The 18,975-nt window shown below is 65.8% G+C and carries 13 protein-coding genes; 7 read left to right on the top strand and 6 right to left on the bottom strand.

What is annotated here, in order from left to right; translation table 11 throughout:
- The first annotated feature begins 9 nt into the window (after positions 1-9).
- The 4 genes from BGN95_RS16095 (at position 10) to BGN95_RS16080 (ending at position 3,229) form a co-directional block, all read left to right on the top strand.
- Entirely contained in the window at positions 10-921 is a 912-nt protein-coding gene (locus tag BGN95_RS16095) for a ketopantoate reductase family protein (RefSeq protein WP_286773305.1), read from the top strand.
- A gap of 117 nt (positions 922-1,038) precedes the next feature.
- Positions 1,039-2,424, top strand: coding sequence for a spinster family MFS transporter (locus BGN95_RS16090; protein ID WP_286773304.1), 1,386 nt, complete (start codon positions 1,039-1,041; stop codon positions 2,422-2,424).
- Complete coding sequence (locus tag BGN95_RS16085) at positions 2,421-2,828, top strand: nuclear transport factor 2 family protein (RefSeq protein WP_286773303.1); 408 nt, start codon at positions 2,421-2,423, stop codon at positions 2,826-2,828. Before BGN95_RS16090 ends, BGN95_RS16085 begins: the two co-directional genes overlap by 4 nt.
- Entirely contained in the window at positions 2,825-3,229 is a 405-nt protein-coding gene (locus BGN95_RS16080) for a nuclear transport factor 2 family protein (protein WP_286773302.1), read from the top strand. The genes BGN95_RS16085 and BGN95_RS16080 overlap by 4 nt, the downstream gene beginning before the upstream one ends.
- Here the strand turns inward: BGN95_RS16080 and BGN95_RS16075 are convergent, their stop codons facing one another.
- From BGN95_RS16075 to BGN95_RS16050, 6 genes are all read right to left on the bottom strand, one after another.
- Positions 3,230-4,888, bottom strand: coding sequence for a tannase/feruloyl esterase family alpha/beta hydrolase (locus BGN95_RS16075; protein WP_286773301.1), 1,659 nt, complete (start codon positions 4,886-4,888; stop codon positions 3,230-3,232).
- Positions 4,885-6,453 (bottom strand): carboxylesterase/lipase family protein, encoded by a 1,569-nt coding sequence (locus BGN95_RS16070; protein ID WP_286773300.1) that lies wholly within the window; start codon positions 6,451-6,453, stop codon positions 4,885-4,887. Before BGN95_RS16070 ends, BGN95_RS16075 begins: the two co-directional genes overlap by 4 nt.
- Before the next feature lie 75 nt (positions 6,454-6,528).
- Positions 6,529-9,486, bottom strand: coding sequence for a TonB-dependent receptor domain-containing protein (locus BGN95_RS16065; protein ID WP_286773299.1), 2,958 nt, complete (start codon positions 9,484-9,486; stop codon positions 6,529-6,531).
- 112 nt (positions 9,487-9,598) lie between these two features.
- A complete protein-coding gene (locus BGN95_RS16060; RefSeq protein ID WP_265311780.1) occupies positions 9,599-10,108 on the bottom strand; it encodes a DUF3237 domain-containing protein in 510 nt (169 codons plus the stop codon).
- A gap of 3 nt (positions 10,109-10,111) precedes the next feature.
- Positions 10,112-11,758, bottom strand: a complete 1,647-nt coding sequence (locus tag BGN95_RS16055; RefSeq protein ID WP_286773298.1) for a CocE/NonD family hydrolase — start codon at positions 11,756-11,758, stop codon at positions 10,112-10,114.
- 28 nt (positions 11,759-11,786) lie between these two features.
- Complete coding sequence (locus BGN95_RS16050; protein ID WP_179514347.1) at positions 11,787-12,269, bottom strand: DUF3237 family protein; 483 nt, start codon at positions 12,267-12,269, stop codon at positions 11,787-11,789.
- A gap of 116 nt (positions 12,270-12,385) precedes the next feature.
- Between BGN95_RS16050 and BGN95_RS16045 the strand changes: the two genes are divergently transcribed.
- The 3 genes from BGN95_RS16045 to BGN95_RS16035 form a co-directional block, all read left to right on the top strand.
- Entirely contained in the window at positions 12,386-12,883 is a 498-nt protein-coding gene (locus BGN95_RS16045) for a MarR family winged helix-turn-helix transcriptional regulator (RefSeq protein WP_179514346.1), read from the top strand.
- Between the two features lie 603 nt (positions 12,884-13,486).
- On the top strand, positions 13,487-16,429 hold the full coding sequence (locus BGN95_RS16040) for a TonB-dependent receptor domain-containing protein (RefSeq protein WP_286773297.1): 2,943 nt from the start codon (positions 13,487-13,489) through the stop codon (positions 16,427-16,429).
- Positions 16,430-16,478: 49 nt separating this feature from the next.
- On the top strand, positions 16,479-18,975 hold a 2,497-nt coding region (locus BGN95_RS16035; RefSeq protein ID WP_286773296.1), incomplete at its 3' end, for a glycoside hydrolase family 3 C-terminal domain-containing protein.

Raw genomic sequence — 18,975 nt, 5'->3', positions numbered from 1 at the left:
GAGAGAGCCATGCGCGAAGTGGTCATCATCGGGGCGGGCGCGATGGGCTGCCTGTTCGCGGGCAGGCTGGCCGAAGCCGGGGCAGCCGTCACGCTGGTGGACCTCGATCGGCCGCGGCTGGAGGCGCTCGCGCGCGATGGGATCACGCTCGTCGACGACAAGGGCGAGCGGCGCATCCCGATCCGCGCGAGGCTCGCCGCGGACGTGGACGGGCCGGCCGATCTCGTGCTGCTTTTCACCAAGGCGATGCACAGCCGTTCCGCGATCGCATCCGCCGCGCATCTGGTCCGCCCCGGCACTTATGCGCTGACCCTCCAGAATGGACTCGGCAACGCCGAGATCATCGCAGAGACATTCCCCGCCGGGCAGGTATTGCTGGGGGTCACCGATCTGCCGGCCGACCTCGAGACGGCGACGCGGGTGTCGTCGCATGGTCATGGCACGGTGCGGCTGGGCAGCTATCGACCCGAGAGCGAGGCCGGCGCGCTGGCGGCGGTCGAGCTGCTCGGGCGCGCTGGGATCGACGCCAAATATGATCGCGCGATCGAGGTGGGAGTGTGGGAGAAGGTCGCGTTCAACGCGGCGCTCAACGCGATGGCGGCGGTCACCGGCCTCACGGTCGGCGGGATGGATACGCCGGCCGGCCGGCGGATCGCCTTTGCGATCGCGCGCGAAGTCGCGGCCACCGCTGCGGCAAAGGGCCTGATGCTCGATCTCTCGTCCGTCGAGGGCAAGATCGACTTCGCCTTGACGCATCATCGCCAGCACAAGGCGTCGATGCTGCAGGACCGGCTGGCCGGTCGCCGCACCGAAATCGAGGCGATCAACGGCGCGGTCGCGCGCGAAGCCCAGTCGCTCGGTGTCGCCGTGCCGGTGACGGCAACGCTCGCCGATCTCGTCCGCCTCAACGAACCCGCCTGATACGCACGTGATGTATTGATTAATCATCAACTATCGTCCAGAAATCGGTGATGGCCGACGCCGCAATGCGAAGCGGGCGGCGCGACGGAGCGGTAGGATCACCGCCGGGAGAGGGCGATGCGAAGCGACGATGACGAGCGGCTGCTATCGGCGGGTTACGGCCGAACCTTCATCGTGATGAGCTTTCTGGTCGCGACCTTCAATTTCGCCGACCGCTCGGTGTTCGCGGTCACCGCGCAGCAGATCAAGGCCGATCTCAGCCTTAGCGATTTCCAGCTCGGGATCCTGCAGGGCGTTGCCTTCGCGTTGCTTTATGCCCTGCTTGGCGTGCCGATCGGGCGGCTGGCGGAGCGCGTGTCGCGGGTGAAGATCATCACCGCCGCGATCGTCTTCTGGTCGATGATCACGATGGCCTGCTCGCTGGTCGGGAGTTTCGCGCAGCTGATGCTGTGCCGCATCGGTGTCGGCGTGGGCGAAGCCGGCTCGCAGCCGGCGACGTCGTCGCTGGTTGGTGACCTGTTTCCGCGCGAGCGGCGCGCCTCGATCATGGGGTTGATCCTGCTCGGCTCGCCGATCGGCACCTTTCTCGGCGCGTCGGTGGGTGGCGCGGTCAGCGGCGTCTGGGGCTGGCGCGCCGCGTTCATCGTGATGGGGTTGCCGGGGGTCGTGCTGGGGCTGCTCGTTCTCCTGCTGCTGCGCGAACCTCGCCGCGGGCTGGCCGACAATTTGCCGCCCGTTCAGGCCCCGGCGCCCAATTTCGGCGTCTTCCTCAAGGTCGTCGGGCGCAAGCCCGCGCTGATGTTCGTGATCGCGGGCGGCGCGCTCGCCGGCTTCGGCATGAGCTCGATCTCGCAATTCCTCGCGGTCTTTCTCGCCCGCGTCTACGATTTGCCGGTGCGCTCGGCGGGCGCGCTCTACGGTACGATCTCGGCGCTCGCGCTGGACAGCGGGCTGCTGATCGGCTCGTTCGGGACCGACTGGCTGGCGCGGCGCGGCGACGGGCGCTGGCCGGCGTGGGGCGCGGCGATCGGGCTGTTCATCGCGCCTTTCTCTTACTGGATCGCGTTCAACGCGGCGACGCCGGCTCTCGGCACCGTCCTCTTGATCATCTCGGGCTGCTTCCTGCTGCTCTATTACGGCCCGACGATCGGCATGATCCAGAATCTGCTCGAACCGCGCATGCGCGCGACCGGCGCCGCGGTGTTCGGGATGTTCTATACCCTGGTGGGCTATGGCGGCGGCCCGACCTTCGTCGGCTGGATGAGCGACCGCTTCGCGGCCTCCAGTTTCCACGGCGGCGATTATCTTGCGCTGTGCCGGGCGACTGCGGCGAAGGCGCACGCGATCGACGCATTGCATCGGGCATGTGCGACCGCGTCGGCGGAAGGTCTCCGGTCCGCCTTGATGTCTGCGGTGTGCGTATTCTTCGTCGCGGGGATCATGTTCCTCCTCGCCGCGCGCACATTGCGCCGCGATTATTATGTCGCGGCGCCTGCGGCATGAGTGACGAAATTTCGCTGCGCGGCTGGTTCGAGGCCTATGTCGCGGCGTTCAACCGCGATGATTTCGACGCCTTCGGCGCTTATTATGCCGACGACGTGATCTTCGAAGGGCAGGCGGCGCAGCTGATCGGCCGCGCGGCGGTGCTCGCTTTCTATCGCGGCGTGAAGGCGAAGCTCGACGAAACGCTCGAATTGCTGACCTTCGTCGGGTCGCGCGACTTGGGGCGGATCGCGGTCGAGATGCGCACCCGGCTGGTCGCGCGCCACGATTGGCCCGATATGCCGACCGGCGCGATGCGCAAGGGCGAGGTGCGCGAGAGCGTCAATTTCATCCTCTACGATATCGTCGACGGCCGCTTCGCGCGTATCCGCTCGGCCCGCTTCGCAAGCGCGCGTGCCGCATGACGCCGGAGGCGCATTTCCTTGCATATATCGACGCATTCAATCGCAGCGACTTCGACGCGCTGGGCAATTATTATGCGCCGGGGATCAGACTGGTCATCGGCAATGGCACCGAATTGGTCGGCCGCCGCGCGATCATCGACTTCTATCGCCCCGTCAAGGCGGCGACGCACCGGACGATGACGGTGCTGCAATGCTTTCACGACGGCAATGTTCTAGCGGCCGAACTGGAATCGGAGTTTCTCGCGCTGGAGGACCTTCCGGACTTCACTGCCGGCGCGATGAGCAAGGGCGATCGCCGCTATATCAACAGCCTTGTTCTCTACGACTTCGACGGGCCGCACTATACCCGCATCCGGGCGGCCACCCTGAAGCGCGAATATCGGCCGGCACCGCGCAGGTGATCAGAATTTGCCGCGGGTCCTGGCGCGGGAACCGGGCCAGTCATAGCCGTCCGCCGGTTCGTGCTGCAGCGTCCCGGCGGCGAAGGAACGTGGATCGTTCACATCGCCGCCCTTGTAGCGGGTCGGCGTGGGATAGGCGTAGATCGGGCGGCGACGGATAGCGCCGTCTTCGAGCCGTGCGGCGGCGATCACGCGTTCGGGCGCCGCGCCACGCTCGACCCAATTTACGACCGCGCCGAGGAAATCCTCGTCGTAAGGCACATAGCCGCCGCGACAATGATAGCCGCCCGGCACCGCGAACATGCGCGCGAAGCGCCGCGTCGCGGCCAGCCCGCCCATCCGATCGCGGACCGCCTGATAATAATCGAGCATCCCATAGGCGCCGGCGGCATTGTCGGCCATGCCTTGCCACAGGAGCAGCTTGCCGCCGTGATCGCGGAAAGCCGAAAGATCGGGATCGGTCGCGTCGAACGATGCGCCCGCGCGGAGCAGCCGATCGAGACCGGCCTTGGTAAAGCGCCAGTCGCGCCAGCCGAAATCCTGCGGCAGTTCGCCGGGCAGCAGCACCTGCTTGATGAAGGCCTCGGCGGCGAATTTGCCGGTCCGGGTCGCGGCGCCGGGGCCGATCCAGCCGAGTTCGGCGCCATAAGGCGCGCCGCCCGGAAAGAGCGCGGTGCCGTCGGCATCGACCGGCCCGCGGTAATAAGCGCGTGCGGCGTCCACCTGTGCCGGCGTCAGGCACGATGCAGTTGCTTGGCGGTCTCGGGGGCAGAGCAATAAAGCGGGATCGTAGCGGCATCGGCGCGGATCGTCGATCTGGCCGTCGGGAGTGCCGTCGAGCCGATCGCAGGCGGCAAGAACGGCGCGGTGCAGGGCCGCGACCGCGTCGCGCGTGAAGATCTCGTTGCCGGCGGCGTCGAGCCCTTTCTGCGCCTCCCACAGGAACAGCTGCATCGCCGCCGGCATCGACACGGAAGAACCCGCGACCACGCCGTCGAAGTCGGTGGGATAACGCTGCGCCTCCATCAGCGCTTCGCGGCCGCCGCCCGAGCAACCGACGAAATAGCTATGCTCGGGCGGCCGCGCATAGAAACGCGCGATGATCGCCTTGGCGGCAAGCGCGGTGGCATGGGTTGCCTTATGGGCGAATTGCATCCGCAGTTCCGGGTCGGTCGCCCAGGTGCCATCGCCGATGCCGGCGGCGAAATGACCGCCGTTGTTATAGGCGACCGCGAACGTCCCGCCGGCGATATGCGCGTTGCTGCACAGCGGCGTGATCGACTCCGAGATCACCCCGCACATCCCGCCGCATCCGCCCTGCAGAAAGCGGCCGGCGTAGGTGGTCATCGGCAGGCGCAGCTCGAATTGCGTTTGAGGGGCGGCATAGCCTTTGACGACACAAACGGTCGGCGCGCCGGCACCGGCGGTTTCTTCCGTTGCGGCGATGATGCGATAGCCCGTGCCGCCGGCGTCGGCGGTGGCGGATGTCACCAGCGCCTTGCACGGCATTGCCGGCGGAATCGCGGGTCGCTCGGGCAAGGGGAGCGCCACCCCAAGCGGATCGGGCTGCGCCGCCGCGGCGGTCGGCAGCGGCGTAACGAGCGCCACGAACAGCCCGAGCAAGCCAGCGCGGCGGAGAGCGGAGCGTATCGCGATCATGGCTTGAGATGCGCCTCGATCAACGCCTGCTCGGCCCCCAGCGGATCGCCGCGCACATGCCACGGGAGATCGACGATCATGGTCTCGCGTCGGGGCAGTGTATAGCGCGGCCAGCGGGGGACGCCGGGTCCATTCGGATCGCCCTTGCGCGCGAAATTGGCCCAGGCCGCGCTCATCATCTCGGCAAGTTGCTGCGCCTGTGTCGCGCCGGTGCCGATCGTTTCCGCGGCGTTGGCGACGGTATCGAATACCAGCGGCAGCTCGAGCCCGTGGGGCGTGCGCAGCTTCCCGCCCTGCACCGGCGTGCGCCAGTCGAGCAGATAGGCGAACACCGGCGCGCGGTTGAGGCCGGCATGTTTGTCCGCGGCGATGCGGGCGTTGCGGCCCATGCCGAGTTCGGTGGTGATCGCGAAATAGAGATCGCTGGCGCTCGCGTCCGGGCGCAATGCGCGGAAGCCGGCGATCAGCGTTTCGGGCGCATTGACCTTCGGCGCGAGCGCGACGGGGAGCTGGGGCCAGTCGAGCGCGAATGCCTCGGGCGGCGGAAACAGCACCGTCGTCTCGGTCGCGGTGTGGCCGATGATAAGGGGAATATCCGGCGAAATCGGCGGGGCGCCGGGGGCGAAGGGAATATGCGGCACCACCGTCCCGTCGGCGACGATGCCGGGTCCCTTGGTCGGATCGGATCCGGTCACGCGTTGAAGCGCCGCCAGCATCCGATCGGTCGGCACGGTGCGCAGCGCCTCGATATCGCCGCGCGCGACGCCGAGCTCGGTACAGAGCGCGCGCGTGATGCGCAGCGCGCCCTCGCGCCCGATGGCATAGGTGCCGAACCCGCTCTGCAGCGCCGCGCGGTGAAACAGCCCCCGCGCCGCCGGCATCGCGAGCAACGCCGCCACCTTCGATCCGCCGCCCGATTGACCGAATACCATCACATTGTCCGGATCGCCGCCGAAGGCGGCGATATTGTCCCGCACCCAGCGCAGCGCCGCGACGATATCGAGCTGGCCGACGTTCGGGACGGCCTGGCGGGAGTCTTCGCAGTAGAGGTAGCCGAAGACGTTGAGGCGGTGGTTGATCGTTACCAGCACGACGTCGCGGCGTTTGCACAGGCGGGTGCCGTCATTGACCGGGGAATCGCCCGCACCCACCGCGAAGCCGCCGCCGTGGACCCATATCATCACCGGACGCTTGCGATCGCGATCCGCGCCCGGCGTCCAGACGTTGAGGACCAGGCAATCCTCGCTGCGCCGCGCACCGGGCGGCGCAAGCTGCGGGCATTGGTCGCCGAACGCGGTCGCGTCGCGTATTCCCGACCACGGCTCGGGTGCGGCGGGCGGGAGGAAGCGGCGCGCACCGCCGGTCGGCGCGCCATAGGGGAGGCCGCGAAACACCGCGACGCCGTCCTCGATCGCGCCGCGCACCACGCCCGACCGGATCCTGACCGTCGGCGGGGCGGCGCGCGCGGGGGAGGGCAGGAGCAGCAACGTCCCGGCCGCGCCCCCTGCCAGAAGGTCCCGGCGGTTGACGTGACTGCAAGGATGAAGCGTCGAAAGATCGGACATCATGCCACTCCCTGGGTCGCCGAGGCCGAAAAATCCCGGCCCCGGCGGCATGGCCGGGGCCGGGGAGGGGGGAGGTTAAAAAGCGTATCGCACGCCCATTCGGTAACGGCGGCCGATCACGTCGTAATAGACCGAATTGTTGTTGCCGTTCCAAAGCGGCGGCGGCATCACATCGAACAGATTGGTGACATTGGCGTAGATCTGCAGGTTGCGATTGCCCGCCTTCATCAGATCGAAGCTCGCGCCGATATTGGTGTAGAAGCGCGAAGGGACGCGGTTGGTGTTGATGCTGTTGACCGCGGTCACGCTGTAACCGGGATCTTCGGGGCCGACCAAAGAGGCGTCATATTTGCCCGCCGAAATGAAATGGCCCTGCAGGTTGAGGGTCATACGGTTGAGCGTCAGCGAGGCGAACCCGTCCACCACCCAGGAGGGGATGCCGTTCAGCCCATTGTCCCCCGCACGGTTCACCGGGGTCGTGGTGCCGGGCAGAACGACCGCGCTGTTGGTCAGCTTGAAGGTATGCGTGGCGAGCGCGCGCAGATCGAGCGCATTGCTCCCGCCGAACGGCAAATGGTAGCTGCCCTCGATATCGAGGCCCTTCAGATCCTGCCGGTTGAGGTTGAGATAAAGCACCGAGACGGTCTGCAGGATGCCGCTCGCGTTGCGGGTCACGAGGCCGCAGATATTGGGCGCGCCGCTGGTGTTGCAGGTGTTGACGATGACCTGGGCGCCAAGCGTCGCGATCGCGTCGCGGATGCGTATCTTGTAGAAGTCGACGGAGAAGCGCAGGCCGTTCAGCGCGCCCCTGGGTTGCAGCGTCACGCCGGCGGTAAAGGTGCGGGCGGTTTCGGGCTTCAGGTTGATATTGCCCCCGGTATAGACGGTGGCGAACACCTGGGTGCCGGTCTTGGTATCGGCGATCGCGCCCACGCCGGATACCGGCGTCGTGAACAATTCGGCGGCGTTTGGCGCGCGGATGTCCTGCGATTCGGTAACGCGAAGCAGGATCTCGTCGATCGGCTTATAGGTGGCGCCGACCTTCCACGTCGTCGCGTCGAAGCTGTTCGATACCGTCGGGCTGGCGATATTATAGTGGGTGCGACGCACCGCGCCGTTGAGATCGAGGCTTCGGCCGAGCGCGCTATCCTTGAGCAGCGGCACGCCCGCTTCGAGATAGCCTTCGGTGATCGAGACATTCCCCTTCGCGGGCGTGGCATTGTAGACATAGAAGCCGTTGGCGGCCGAGATCGGATCGACCGAGATCGCCAGCGTCTCGTGCCGCCGCTCGATCCCCGTCGCGATCGTCGCGGGGCCTGCCCATGTGTCGAACAGGGTGCCGTGGAGATTACCGGCGGCAACGAACTGGGTATATTCGGTCCGCTGCTTGGTGGTGCCGAAGGCATAGGCCTTGGCCGCGGCGGAGAATTGCCCCTGGCCGAGGATGTTGAGCGGCACGCAATTGGTGGCGGGATTGGTCAGCGCGATCCGGCAGATCGGCTTGCCGGTCGCGGGATCGGTCACCGCGTCGATCGCATTGGCGTAACGCGCGGTGATGCGATCATTGACGGTCGACTGATGATAATCGGTGACGCCATATTGGGCATAGGCGTCCCATTTCCAGTTGCTGTCGATCTTTCCGCTGGCGCCCGCGACCATGCGATAGGTGTCGCGCGTCGACACGCTGTTGATCTGGCCGAAATCGGTGCCGAGCTTGCCGATGACCAGCCCGGTGATGCCGTTCGCCTGCATCGTCGCGCGGGTCGCGGCGGGCAGGAACGGATTGTCGATCTTGATCAGGCTGCCGTTGCCGGGAAAGCCGGCGTCGCGGACTTCGGGCCCGCTCGTATAGCCGGTGACATGGCCGTAGCTGACATCGGCGAAGCCGGTGAACGCATCCGATGCCTCATATTCGAAATGGCCATAGCCATTGTACCGCGTCACCGGGATCGACAGTGCCGGATCGCCGAAGAAGCTGTTGAGCCCGCGGCCGGTGCCGCCTTCCATGAACAATGCCCCGGCATTCTGGCCGTAGGTGAAGCTGGTCGGGTTGCCGCTGGCGTCGAACTGGATTCCGCCGAGCACGCCGCCCTTCGCCGCGGTGCGCACGCCCGCGGCATTGACGGTGGCGGTAATCAGCCCGCCGGGAGTCAATGTCGCGGTGTGGACATTATAGGCGATATTGTTGGCGGGGCGGCCGTTGAGCCCCGCCGCCTGGGTCAGATTGCCGACCTCGTTGGAGCAGAACGTGCGCGTATAGCATCCGCCGACGCCCTCATCCTTGTCATATTCGCCGCCGAACACGACATGCCCGCGCCCGTCGGCGAAGCTGGTGCCGGCGACGATCTGCGCGACATAATTCTTGCCATCCCCGCGATCGCTGATCCCGAATTCGGCGTTGGTCTTCACCCCTTCGAAACGCTTGTTGAGGATGATGTTGATCACCCCGGAAACCGCGTCCGAGCCATAAGCGGCCGATGCGCCGCCGGTGACGACGTCGACGCGCTCGATCAACAGCGTGGGGATGAGGTTGAGATCGACGGTGCCGGTCGAGGTGCTGGGCGAGAAGCGCTGACTGTCGACCAGAACCAGCGTCCGTGCCTGCCCCAGACCGCGCAGGTCGGCGATGCGCGCGCCCGCGTTGACCGGGCTGATATTCGAGCCGACCACCGAATTGGACGGCGACGACGAGGCGCGGAACGAGGGAAGCGTGGCGAGCGCTTCGCCGATGTTGGTCGTTCCCATCTTGGTCAGGCGCTCGGCGCCGAGCGTGGTGACCGGGGTGGGGGTATTGAACCCCGCGGCCGACAAGCGCGAACCGGTGACGACGATGTCGCGCGGCTGATCGGCGGATTGATCGGCCGGTGGCTGGCCGGCGGGGGCGACGTCCTGCGCCGCGGGGGGGCCCGGTTCGGTCGTCTGGTCCGCGGCGAAGGCGGGCGCGCTCGCTGCGATGCTTCCCACAAGCGCGGCGGTCACCATCAACGAACGTCGCGTCGCCCTGCGCGCCGCGCTAAAATCTCTGGCCTTCATGCATCCCTCCTCCTGAACAGCCTCTTGTGACGTGAGGCTTTTGTCTGTGATCGGCGGGCGCCGGCGGGTCTCGCCCGCGGCGCGGCGCCAAGGTGCGGCGCGGTGCGCGGTTTCAGCGCACCGCATAGTAACGGAACAGCGAATGGTCCGGCGGATCGCCGGGGGCGAGCTGCGGCCGGCGCGCGCCGACGCCGATGATGACCGTGCGGTTCAGCCAGTCATATTTGCCGGTCGGCGCGCGGAAATAGGGGGTGCAGCGAAAATAGCGCGGGATCGACGGCGCATCCTCGGGATCGGTCGGCGCGCGTAACGGCCCATGCACATAACCCTGATTGCGGATATAGATATGCGCGCCGTCATCGGTCTCGATCACATAATGGGCATTGAGCTCAACGACGCCGTCGGCGCGGACGATCGGCCAGTCGGCGCCGCTATGATCGACCAGCCTGCCGTTGAGGCGCGGTCCGGAGACGGTGCAGCCGGTGCCGACCGAGGTGTAGCCGATCGATGCGCCGCCGGCGGTGGGCCACACCCAGCGCTTGTCGAAATTGATGCGGATGTCGAACGCATGTTCGTAATGGAGCGCGAGGTCCGCCGAAGGATCGGGCAGGGGGGAATTCATCGCTCAACCCTTTCGTGCCGGGATCACCGGCGCCAGCAGGTGCGAGTCATGCGCCCCGCCGAAATGGATGATGTGGCGGCCGGCGTTGCGTGTCCGTTCGTGGCGCGCGAAGGGCAGGAACGGCAGGCCTTCGGCGTAAATGTCGCGGCCCATGATCGTGACGCGCAGCGTCTCCCCGGCGCGGAACGAGGTGGAGGAGGGCCAGAGCTCGATCTCGACCGGGACGATCTCGCCGGGGGCCAGCATCTCCTCGCGCTCGTGCGTGTGGAACGGCTGGAGCGCGTCGCTCCGGTCCGGATCGATCGCGCGATGGCTCGCGCGCAGCCAGCCGAGCGCGACCGGCCCGTCCTCGTAAAAGGCATAAAAGGTCTGGCCGACCGGCTGGCCTTCGGCGTCGAGTTTCCGGAGGGCGACGAACAGGTCGATATCGTCCGCGCCGTCCGCCTCGACCCAGAGGCGAAGCTTGGCGTGGCCGGTCAGTTCGGTGTCCTGCTCGAAGCGATGGTCGAAATTCGCCTCGCCTGCGGCCGCATCATAAGCGATGCTCGCCCCCGCCGTCGGGCGCTGCGCGGTGAGCTTGCCGTCGGTATCGAGCCAGAACGGGGTCGCGACGGTGCGCGCGATCGGCCATTCCTCCTCGTCACGAAGCTCGGCCTCCCCGTGTCGATCGCGCACCTCGATCCGCACCGCGGGCCAGGCGGCGAGGGTCGTCTGGCGGCCTTTGAGGAAGTGGCCGAAGTACGCCTCGCGCTTCGCCTGGCTTTCGGGCCGGTAATAATGCGCCCATTTCTTCTGGCCGTGCACGTCGAGCCATTTCTGCGGGCTCGACATCGCCTTGAACGCCTCGAGCGTGCCGCGGGTGTGCAACCCCTGATCGGACCAGCTCGCCACCACCCAGGCCGGGGTGCGGATGGCGGCAAGATCGATCTCCTTCGAGCGCCAGAAGGCGTCGATCAGGGGATGCGCCTGCGCATTCGCCCAGGTGTCCTCGGTGCGGTTGAGCGAGTAGCGGATATTGTCGGATGCGCGCGGCAGGAAGCCGGTTTCCAATATCCCGCCGTGATAGGCGAACTCGCGATACCAGTCGGTGAACCCTTCCCACGGATTGATCGCGGCAAGCGCCGGCGGGTTGAGCGCGGCGACCCAGAACTGGATCGCGGCGAGATAGGAAACGCCGGTCATCCCGACCTTGCCGTTCGACCAGCGCTGGTCGGCGAGCCAGTCGATCACATCGGCGCAATCCTGTGCCTCGACGGCGCCATTGTGGTGAAAGTCGCCTTCGGACAGCCACGCGCCGCGCGGATCGACGACCGCGAGCGCGTAACCGAGCGCTCCCCATCTCACCGGATCGGCGCCTTCGAACGGGGTCAGCGGCGAGAGCCAATCGGGATCGACGCCGGAATGCGGCCAGAAAACCCGGTTCGACTGCGCGTGCTTGCCATAGGGGCTCCACGACAGCAGCACCGGCAGATCGGCCGTGCCGCGTGCGCCCTCCGGGCGGTAGATATCGGCAAGGATACGGACGCCGTCGCGCAACGGAATGGCGACGTTGCGCTCGATCACCAGCCCCGCTTCGCGGCGCACCGCATAATCGGCCGGCGGCAAGGGCGGCTTGTTGGGCGCGGCGTGAGGATCGACGCCAGCGCGCATGACGGGTGCCGCTGATGCCGCGGGCATCTCACAGCACCACGAAATAATGGATGCGGTTGGCATTGGGGACTTTTTCCGCAACGCCGACGAAAAGATGCTGGCTCATCCACTCGTGCGGACCGGCCGGCGCCTCGAAGCGCGGCGAGACGCGCATATAATAATCGTCGAAGGCGACATCCTCGTTGGCGGCCATGCGCTCGGCGATTTCCGGGCTCCGCGCCCAGCGATAGCCGCGATTCTGCATGTAGATCACCGCGCCGTCATCGGCCTCCAGCATGTAGCGCGCGTCGAAATCGATGACGCCGTTCGGGCGCTGCAGCGGAAAGTCGCCGCCGGACATCGGGATGACCTTGCCGTTGAGTCGCGGCCCCGCGACGGTGCCGCTGGCGGCGTAGATCGCCGCACGGGTGTTGCCGAGAACGGAGGGCTCCACCCAGCGCAGCCCCACCAGCTCGATGGAAATGGTGAACGCAAATTCGCAACGCGGCGCAAAGGGATGGGGGGCGGCCAACGCGATCCTCTCCTCGGTTCGGTGAGTTATTGATTAATCACCATCTTGAGTTGTTGATATATCTACAACCTGGGCATGACAAGAGGATTCGCATCGGTTATTTGCGAGGAATGGATATGGGTTCCCCGTCGGGCGACGATCCGATACTTCATGCCTCCGAGCGGCGGTGGCGGCTGTTCGGGCGAAGCCATCTTCCCTATCGCATCCTGCTGCTCGCCAAGATGATCGACCGCGCGACCTCGCAGCATGTCCGCGAAAAGGCGTCGATGACGCTCGCCGAATGGCGCGTGATCTCGCATGTCGAGCTGATGGGGCGATGCAGCGCGAGCGAGATCGCCGAGGCCGCCTTCGTCGATCGCGCCGAGGTCAGCCGCGCGGTCGGCGTGCTGGAGCGGCGTCACCTCGTCCAGCGCGAACCCAATCCGCGCAATCGCAAGAGCAGCCTCATCTCGCTGACCGATGAGGGTAAACGGATCTACGCCGCGGTTCGCGAAGAACGCGGCAGAATGTACGAGGACTGGCTGAGCGATCTTTCCGAGGAAGAGCGCGGGCAGCTGGATAGCGAACTTCGCAGGATTATGCGGCGGGTTGTTCTGACCGATCCCGTGGGGTGAGCGGGGGGGGGCATTTTCCCGTGGACCAGCGGATTTGGAGCGTCGAGCGTAACGTATGATTCCACCCCGGCGCAGGCCGGGGTCCAGTTACGACCGGCCCGATGCTGGACCCCGGCCTTCGGGGTCCCCGCAAAGTAATACTTTGCGGGGTGCCCCTTCGCCGGGGTGGTACGCTCTTCCATGTGTCCCCGCGAAGGCGGGGACCCAGACTGGGCTGCCGCCTTCGCGGGGACACATGGGACGCTTTGCCGTGATCCCGATCAAACGCGCGCCGTTCTAGCGCGTTTTCCCGGCGCAGACTGGATGATCGCAAAGATTTGGCTTCGTCTACGAGCGAAGTCCGATTCCGGGTTCCCCAGCGCTCTTCCCGCCGGCGCTCCCCGCCCCATTCGCCAATTCTCCGACAAATATTGACCCGTCGGGAACAACGCCATAAGAAAGCGAATCATATACGATATGATCCAATCATAATCTGAGGGGAGTAGGATGCGAGAGGCGAAATCGGTAGGCCGTGGTGTGTCCGCGGCCGCGCTGGCGGCTGCGCTGATGTCGGCAGCGAATGCTCAAGCCCAGACGTCGCAGGCGGGTTCCGCGCCTCCTGCCGTGGCGCAAACTGCGCCCGAGGCGGAGACCGATCGCCCCGCCAACCCCGCGCCCGTCGTCTCCAATGACGCGCCGGGCGCGCAGGACATCGTCGTCACGGGGACCGCGATCCGCGGCGTCGCCCCGATCGGCTCCAACCTCGTTTCGGTGGGCCTTGAGGCGATCGAAAAGACCGCGCCGGTCAATCTGTCGCAGCTGGTCAACACCGTTCCGGCGCTCTCGACCGCCGGATCGCTCGCGCAGGGCGAGAATGCTTACTCCTACTATTCTCCGCAGATCCACAGCCTTGCGGGGTCGTCGTCGAACACCACGCTCGTCATCGTCGACGGATTGCGCCTGCCCGGCGGCGGCACGCAGTTCAGCCAGACCGATCCGAACATCATTCCGGTGAGCGCGATCCAGCGGGTCGAGGTGCTCGCCGACGGCGCCTCGTCGGTCTACGGATCGGATGCGGTGGCTGGCGTCGTGAACTTCATTACCCGCCGCACCTTCGACGGCCTCGACGCGAATTTCCAATATGGCTGGGCCGACCATTACCGAAGCAAGAGCGGCAGTCTCATCTGGGGCAAGACCTGGGGCACCGGCGGGGTCTATGTCGCCGGCGCCTGGACCGAACAATCGACATTGCTCAACCGCTATCGCAGCTTCTCGAGCCTCGGCGACTATCGCGGGGTCGGCGGATCGAACAACAATAGTTTCCAGTGCAGCCCGGCGACGATCCAGGTGACGGGGGTTTCATCGGGCACCGTTCCGTCCGGGGTGTTCCTTTCGCCCGGCGCGACCGGCACGGTCGCCAACACCCAGGCCAATGCCCCATGCAATACCTCGATCTATAATACTCTGGTGCCCGGCCAGGGGCGCGGCAACGTCATGATGAAGGTGGTGAACGACTTTTCCGACAAGCTCACCGTCACCTATATGCTGAACTATAATCGGCAGAAGACCCATTCTCCCAACGGCCCCGGCAACCTGACCAACGCGGCGGCGTTCGGACCCAATTCGGGCAAGGGCGGGCAGATCAATCCCTTCTTCATCGCGCCCGCGGGCGCCCCCAACGCGACGCAGCAGAGCATCACCTGGCTCGCGACCACGCCGGACGGCAATTATGGCGAAGTCGAATCGCAGTCGGACGTGATCTACACGACCGCCGTTGCCGACTATAAGATCAACAGCAACTGGACGGTCACGCTCAGCGACGCCTTCGGCTGGAACCGATCGGCGCTCAATACGATCAACGGCTTTTGCACCGCCTGCGCGATGCTGGCGCTCAACGGGACCGCGCAATCGAGCGGCAGTACGACCGCGTCCGATATTGCGGGCCAGAATGTCATCGCGCTCAATCTGCCGCTGACGACCGCCAATGCGCTCGACGTATGGAATCCGGTCGGCAGCAACCGCACCTCACCGGCGGTGCTGCGCAGTCTTTACCGCGCGAACAGCGAGAATACGAACTACAATACCTTCAACCAGATCCGCCTCAACGTCCAGGGATCGCTCTTCGACCTCCCCGCCGGGCCGCTGAAGGTCGCGATGGGCGGCGAATATTATTGGCAAAGCCAGACGCAGAAGATCACCGGATCGAACAATACCGGCCCGACGACCACCGGATCGAATTTCCGGGTCTATAATTACAGCCGCAAGATCAAGTCCGTCTATGCCGAAGCCTATATCCCGGTAATCTCCCCGGAGATGGACGTGCCGCTGGCCTATCGCGTCGATCTCAGTGCGGCGGTGCGCTATGACAGCTTCAGCGACGTGGGCGATACGACCAACCCGAAATTCGCCGCGACATGGGAAATCATCCGCGGCCTCAAGGTCCGCGGCAATTGGTCCAAGTCTTTCGTCGCGCCGCCGATCGGGGTGATCGGCGATCCGACCCAGGGTTATCTCTATGCCTCGGGCAGTATCGGCACCAACGGCGTCATCAGCGTGCCGACCGCCAATTATCCGTCGGTGGTCAACATCCCCGGCGCGGTTGCCGCCAATACCAACAATCCCTGCACGATGTCGGTCGCGGTCTGCCAGATCGGGCAGGGCAATACGGGCCTGCGCCGCCAGCTCGGCGGTGGCTTCACCAACGAAGTGCCGCAGAAAGGGCGGAGCTGGTCGATCGGCGTGGATTTCACCCCGCAGTTTCTGCCGGGGCTGGTCGTCGCGGGAACGTTCTTCCACAATACTTTCATCGGCGGCGTCTCCTCGCCGAGCCCGAGCGCGATCGTCAATTCGGCCGGGTTGCGCAACCTGCTCACATTGTGCCCGTCGAGCTGCACCCAGGCGCAGATCGACAGCTTCGCCAATATCGCCAATGGCGCGACCATTTCGGGTTCGGTGCCGCCGAATGTCTATTATCTGATCGACCAGAGTTCGCGGAACGCGCTCAATCTCGTTGTGGAGGGGGTCGACGGGCAATTCACCTATTCGAGCGATCTCGGCAATATCGGGCGCGTGACGATCGGCACCGCATTTACCTATTTCACGAAGTTCCGGCAGAATTTCGGCGGCGGAACCGACTTCAGTATTTTGAACACCTCGGGCTATAACACCACCTTCCCGTCGGTCCAGTTCAAGAACCGCGCCCAACTCGGATGGGCGCTCGACGGGATCTCGCTCGATCTCTTCTGGAATCACGTCGGCCCCTATCGCAACTGGATCTCGACATCGGTCGCGCCGATCACGGTCGACAGCGCCGGCAACCCCACCGGCGGCGGGGATCGGGTCGCCGCCGGGAATACCTTCGATCTGCATGCCCAATATGAATTCGGCGGCGAAAACTTCACGCGTGGCTGGCAATTGTTCGTCGACGTCCAGAATCTGTTGGACGCCAATCCGCCCTTCTATAATGGTAACACCAACGGCATTCTCGGCGGCGCATGGGGGTATAACGGGTTCGTCTCCAATCCGCTGGGCCGGCTCGTCTCGATCGGCGCGCGCATAAAGTTCTGACCTTCGCAACGCCGCTTCCTCTTCGGACATTCAAAAAAGGCTTCTCGACATGGCAATGTTGCTTCCGCTGCTGCTTGGTCTTCCCGTTGCCGCGCTGGCGACGGGCGCGACGGAAAAGCCGGAGCAACTGCCGTTTCGCGATACCTCGCTGCCCGTCGAACGGCGGGTCGACGATCTCGTCTCGCGGCTGACGCCCGAAGAAAAGGCGTCGCAATTGGTCAATGAGGCGCGGGCGATCCCGCGGCTCGATATCCCGGAATATAATTGGTGGAGCGAGGCGCTCCACGGCGTTGCGAACAACGGCTATGCCACCGTCTTTCCCGAGCCGATCGGGCTTGCCGCGACGTTCGATCCCGCGACGATCAAGGACATGGGGGTCGCGATCGGCGAGGAAGGCCGCGTGCGCTGGAACCAGGTCGAGCGGAGCGGCAAGCCGCATCATATCATGCAGGGGCTGACCTTCTGGTCCCCCAACATCAACATTTTCCGCGATCCGCGTTGGGGTCGCGGGCAGGAAACCTATGGGGAAGACCCCTATCTGACCGCGCAAATGGGGGTCGCCTTCGTCAAGGGGATGCAGGGCGAGGATCCGCGTTACTATCGCGTCTCGGCCACGGCGAAACATTATGCGGTCCATAGCGGGCCGGAGCCGACCCGGCACAGCGATAATATCACCGTCAGCGCCTATGACCTCGAAGATACCTATCTTCCCGCCTTCCGCGCGCTGGTGGTCGACGGAAAGGTCGAATCCGTCATGTGCGCCTATAATTCGATCAACGGCCACCCGGCCTGCGCCAGCGATCTGCTGCTCACCGACCGGCTGCGCGGCGCCTGGGGTTTCAAGGGGCACGTCGTATCGGATTGCGACGCCGTGGCCGATATCCAGCGCGGGCATCACGCGGTCGGCACGATGGCGGAAGCGGCGGCGGTGTCGATGAAGCTCGGCGTCGACAATGATTGCTCGCAATTCGGTCGCGGCGTCGGCCCGACCTGGGATTATGATCGCTATCTGGACGCGATGAAGAGCGGGCTCCTGCCGCAGAGCGCGGTCGATGCCTCGCTGCGCCGGCTGTTCACGGCGCGGATGAAGCTGGGGCTGTTCGATCCGCCGGCCCAGGTGCCTTATGCGCAGATTCCCGATACGGCGCTCAACTCGGATGCTCATCGCGCGCTGGCGCTCAAGCTTTCGCGCGATTCGATGGTGCTGCTCAAGAATGAGGGCGTGCTCCCGATCGCGCGCGCGCGAGTGAGGCGCATCGCGGTGGTGGGGCCGCTGGCGGATCAGGTCGATGCGCTGCTGGGCAATTATCACGGTCGCCCGGTGAAGCCGGTAACCGCGCTCGACGGGCTGCGTGCCGAATTCCCCGACGCGCAGATCGTCTACGAACCCGGCACCGATTTCCTGCGCGTGCCCGAGCCGGTGCCGGCGAACCTGCTGGCGACGCCGGACGGGCAGGCGGGGCTGCGCGGCGAATATTGGCGCAACGCGACGTTCAACGGCGCGCCGGCGCTGACCCAGACCGATGCGGGGCTCTCGTTCGAGCGCAATACCTCCAACCCGCTGACCGGCGCGACCGAAACGTCGACGCGCTGGACCGGGTTCATCACCGCGCCGGCCGATGCCTCCTACCGCGTCGGGCTGGAGGGGCGCGGCCGGCTGTGGATCGACGGCAAATTGATCGCCGACAATGATTCCGACCAGCGCGGCCCCAATCTGACCGCGATGGCGCTGCGCCGCGGCGAGCGGCACGCGGTGAAGATCGAGCAGACGGGCGGTCTGTTCCTGCCGCGGTTCGTCTGGAACGAGGTGCGCGCCGATGCGCTGGCGAAAGCCGTGGCGGCGGCGCGCGGCGCGGATATCGTGATCGGCGTCGTCGGTATCACCTCCGCGCTGGAAGGCGAGGAGATGCCGGTCAACCTGCCCGGGTTCATCGGCGGCGACCGTTCGAGCCTCGATCTCCCGGCGCAGGAGGAAGAGGTGCTGAAGGCGGTGAAGGCGACGGGCAAGCCGCTCGTCGTCGTGCTGATGAACGGGTCGGCCTTGTCGGTGAATTGGGCCGCGGCCAATGCCGATGCGATCGTCGAAGCCTGGTATCCGGGGCAGGAAGGCGGCACCGCGATCGCGCAGACCCTGTCCGGCGCGAACAATCCCTCCGGGCGGCTGCCGGTCACTTTCTATGCCAGCGCCGATCAGTTACCGCCGTTCCGCGAATATGGAATGGCCGGCCGGACCTATCGCTATTTCACCGGCAAGCCGCTTTTCCCCTTCGGCCACGGCCTCAGCTACACTCGCTTTGCTTATTCCCCGATCACGCTTTCCGCATCGGCCTTGAATGCGGGGGACATGCTCGAGGCCAAAGTCGATGTGCGCAACACCGGGAAGGTCGCCGGCGACGAAGTGGTGCAGGCCTATCTCAGCTTCCCCGACGCGCCCGGAATGCCGGTGCGTGCGCTGCGCGGCTTCAGCCGGGTTCACCTCGGCGCTGGCGAGCATCAGGAGGTGCGCCTGACCTTCGATCCGCGCGCACTGTCGAGCGTGACGCCGG

Source organism: Sphingomonas sp. 66-10, assembly GCF_001897045.1.
In the GTDB taxonomy this organism is placed as follows: domain Bacteria; phylum Pseudomonadota; class Alphaproteobacteria; order Sphingomonadales; family Sphingomonadaceae; genus Sphingomonas; species Sphingomonas lycopersici.
The sequence above is the reverse complement of the archived record's forward strand: the minus strand, read 5'-3'. Positions and strand labels throughout refer to the sequence as shown.

Coding starts and splice junctions, on each gene's coding strand:
- BGN95_RS16095 (WP_286773305.1), top strand. CDS start 10: ATGCGCGAAGTGGTCATCATCGGGGCGGGCGCGATGGGCTGCCTGTTC.
- BGN95_RS16090 (WP_286773304.1), top strand. CDS start 1,039: ATGCGAAGCGACGATGACGAGCGGCTGCTATCGGCGGGTTACGGCCGA.
- BGN95_RS16085 (WP_286773303.1), top strand. CDS start 2,421: ATGAGTGACGAAATTTCGCTGCGCGGCTGGTTCGAGGCCTATGTCGCG.
- BGN95_RS16080 (WP_286773302.1), top strand. CDS start 2,825: ATGACGCCGGAGGCGCATTTCCTTGCATATATCGACGCATTCAATCGC.
- BGN95_RS16075 (WP_286773301.1), bottom strand. CDS start 4,888: ATGATCGCGATACGCTCCGCTCTCCGCCGCGCTGGCTTGCTCGGGCTG.
- BGN95_RS16070 (WP_286773300.1), bottom strand. CDS start 6,453: ATGTCCGATCTTTCGACGCTTCATCCTTGCAGTCACGTCAACCGCCGG.
- BGN95_RS16065 (WP_286773299.1), bottom strand. CDS start 9,486: ATGAAGGCCAGAGATTTTAGCGCGGCGCGCAGGGCGACGCGACGTTCG.
- BGN95_RS16060 (WP_265311780.1), bottom strand. CDS start 10,108: ATGAATTCCCCCCTGCCCGATCCTTCGGCGGACCTCGCGCTCCATTAC.
- BGN95_RS16055 (WP_286773298.1), bottom strand. CDS start 11,758: ATGCGCGCTGGCGTCGATCCTCACGCCGCGCCCAACAAGCCGCCCTTG.
- BGN95_RS16045 (WP_179514346.1), top strand. CDS start 12,386: ATGGGTTCCCCGTCGGGCGACGATCCGATACTTCATGCCTCCGAGCGG.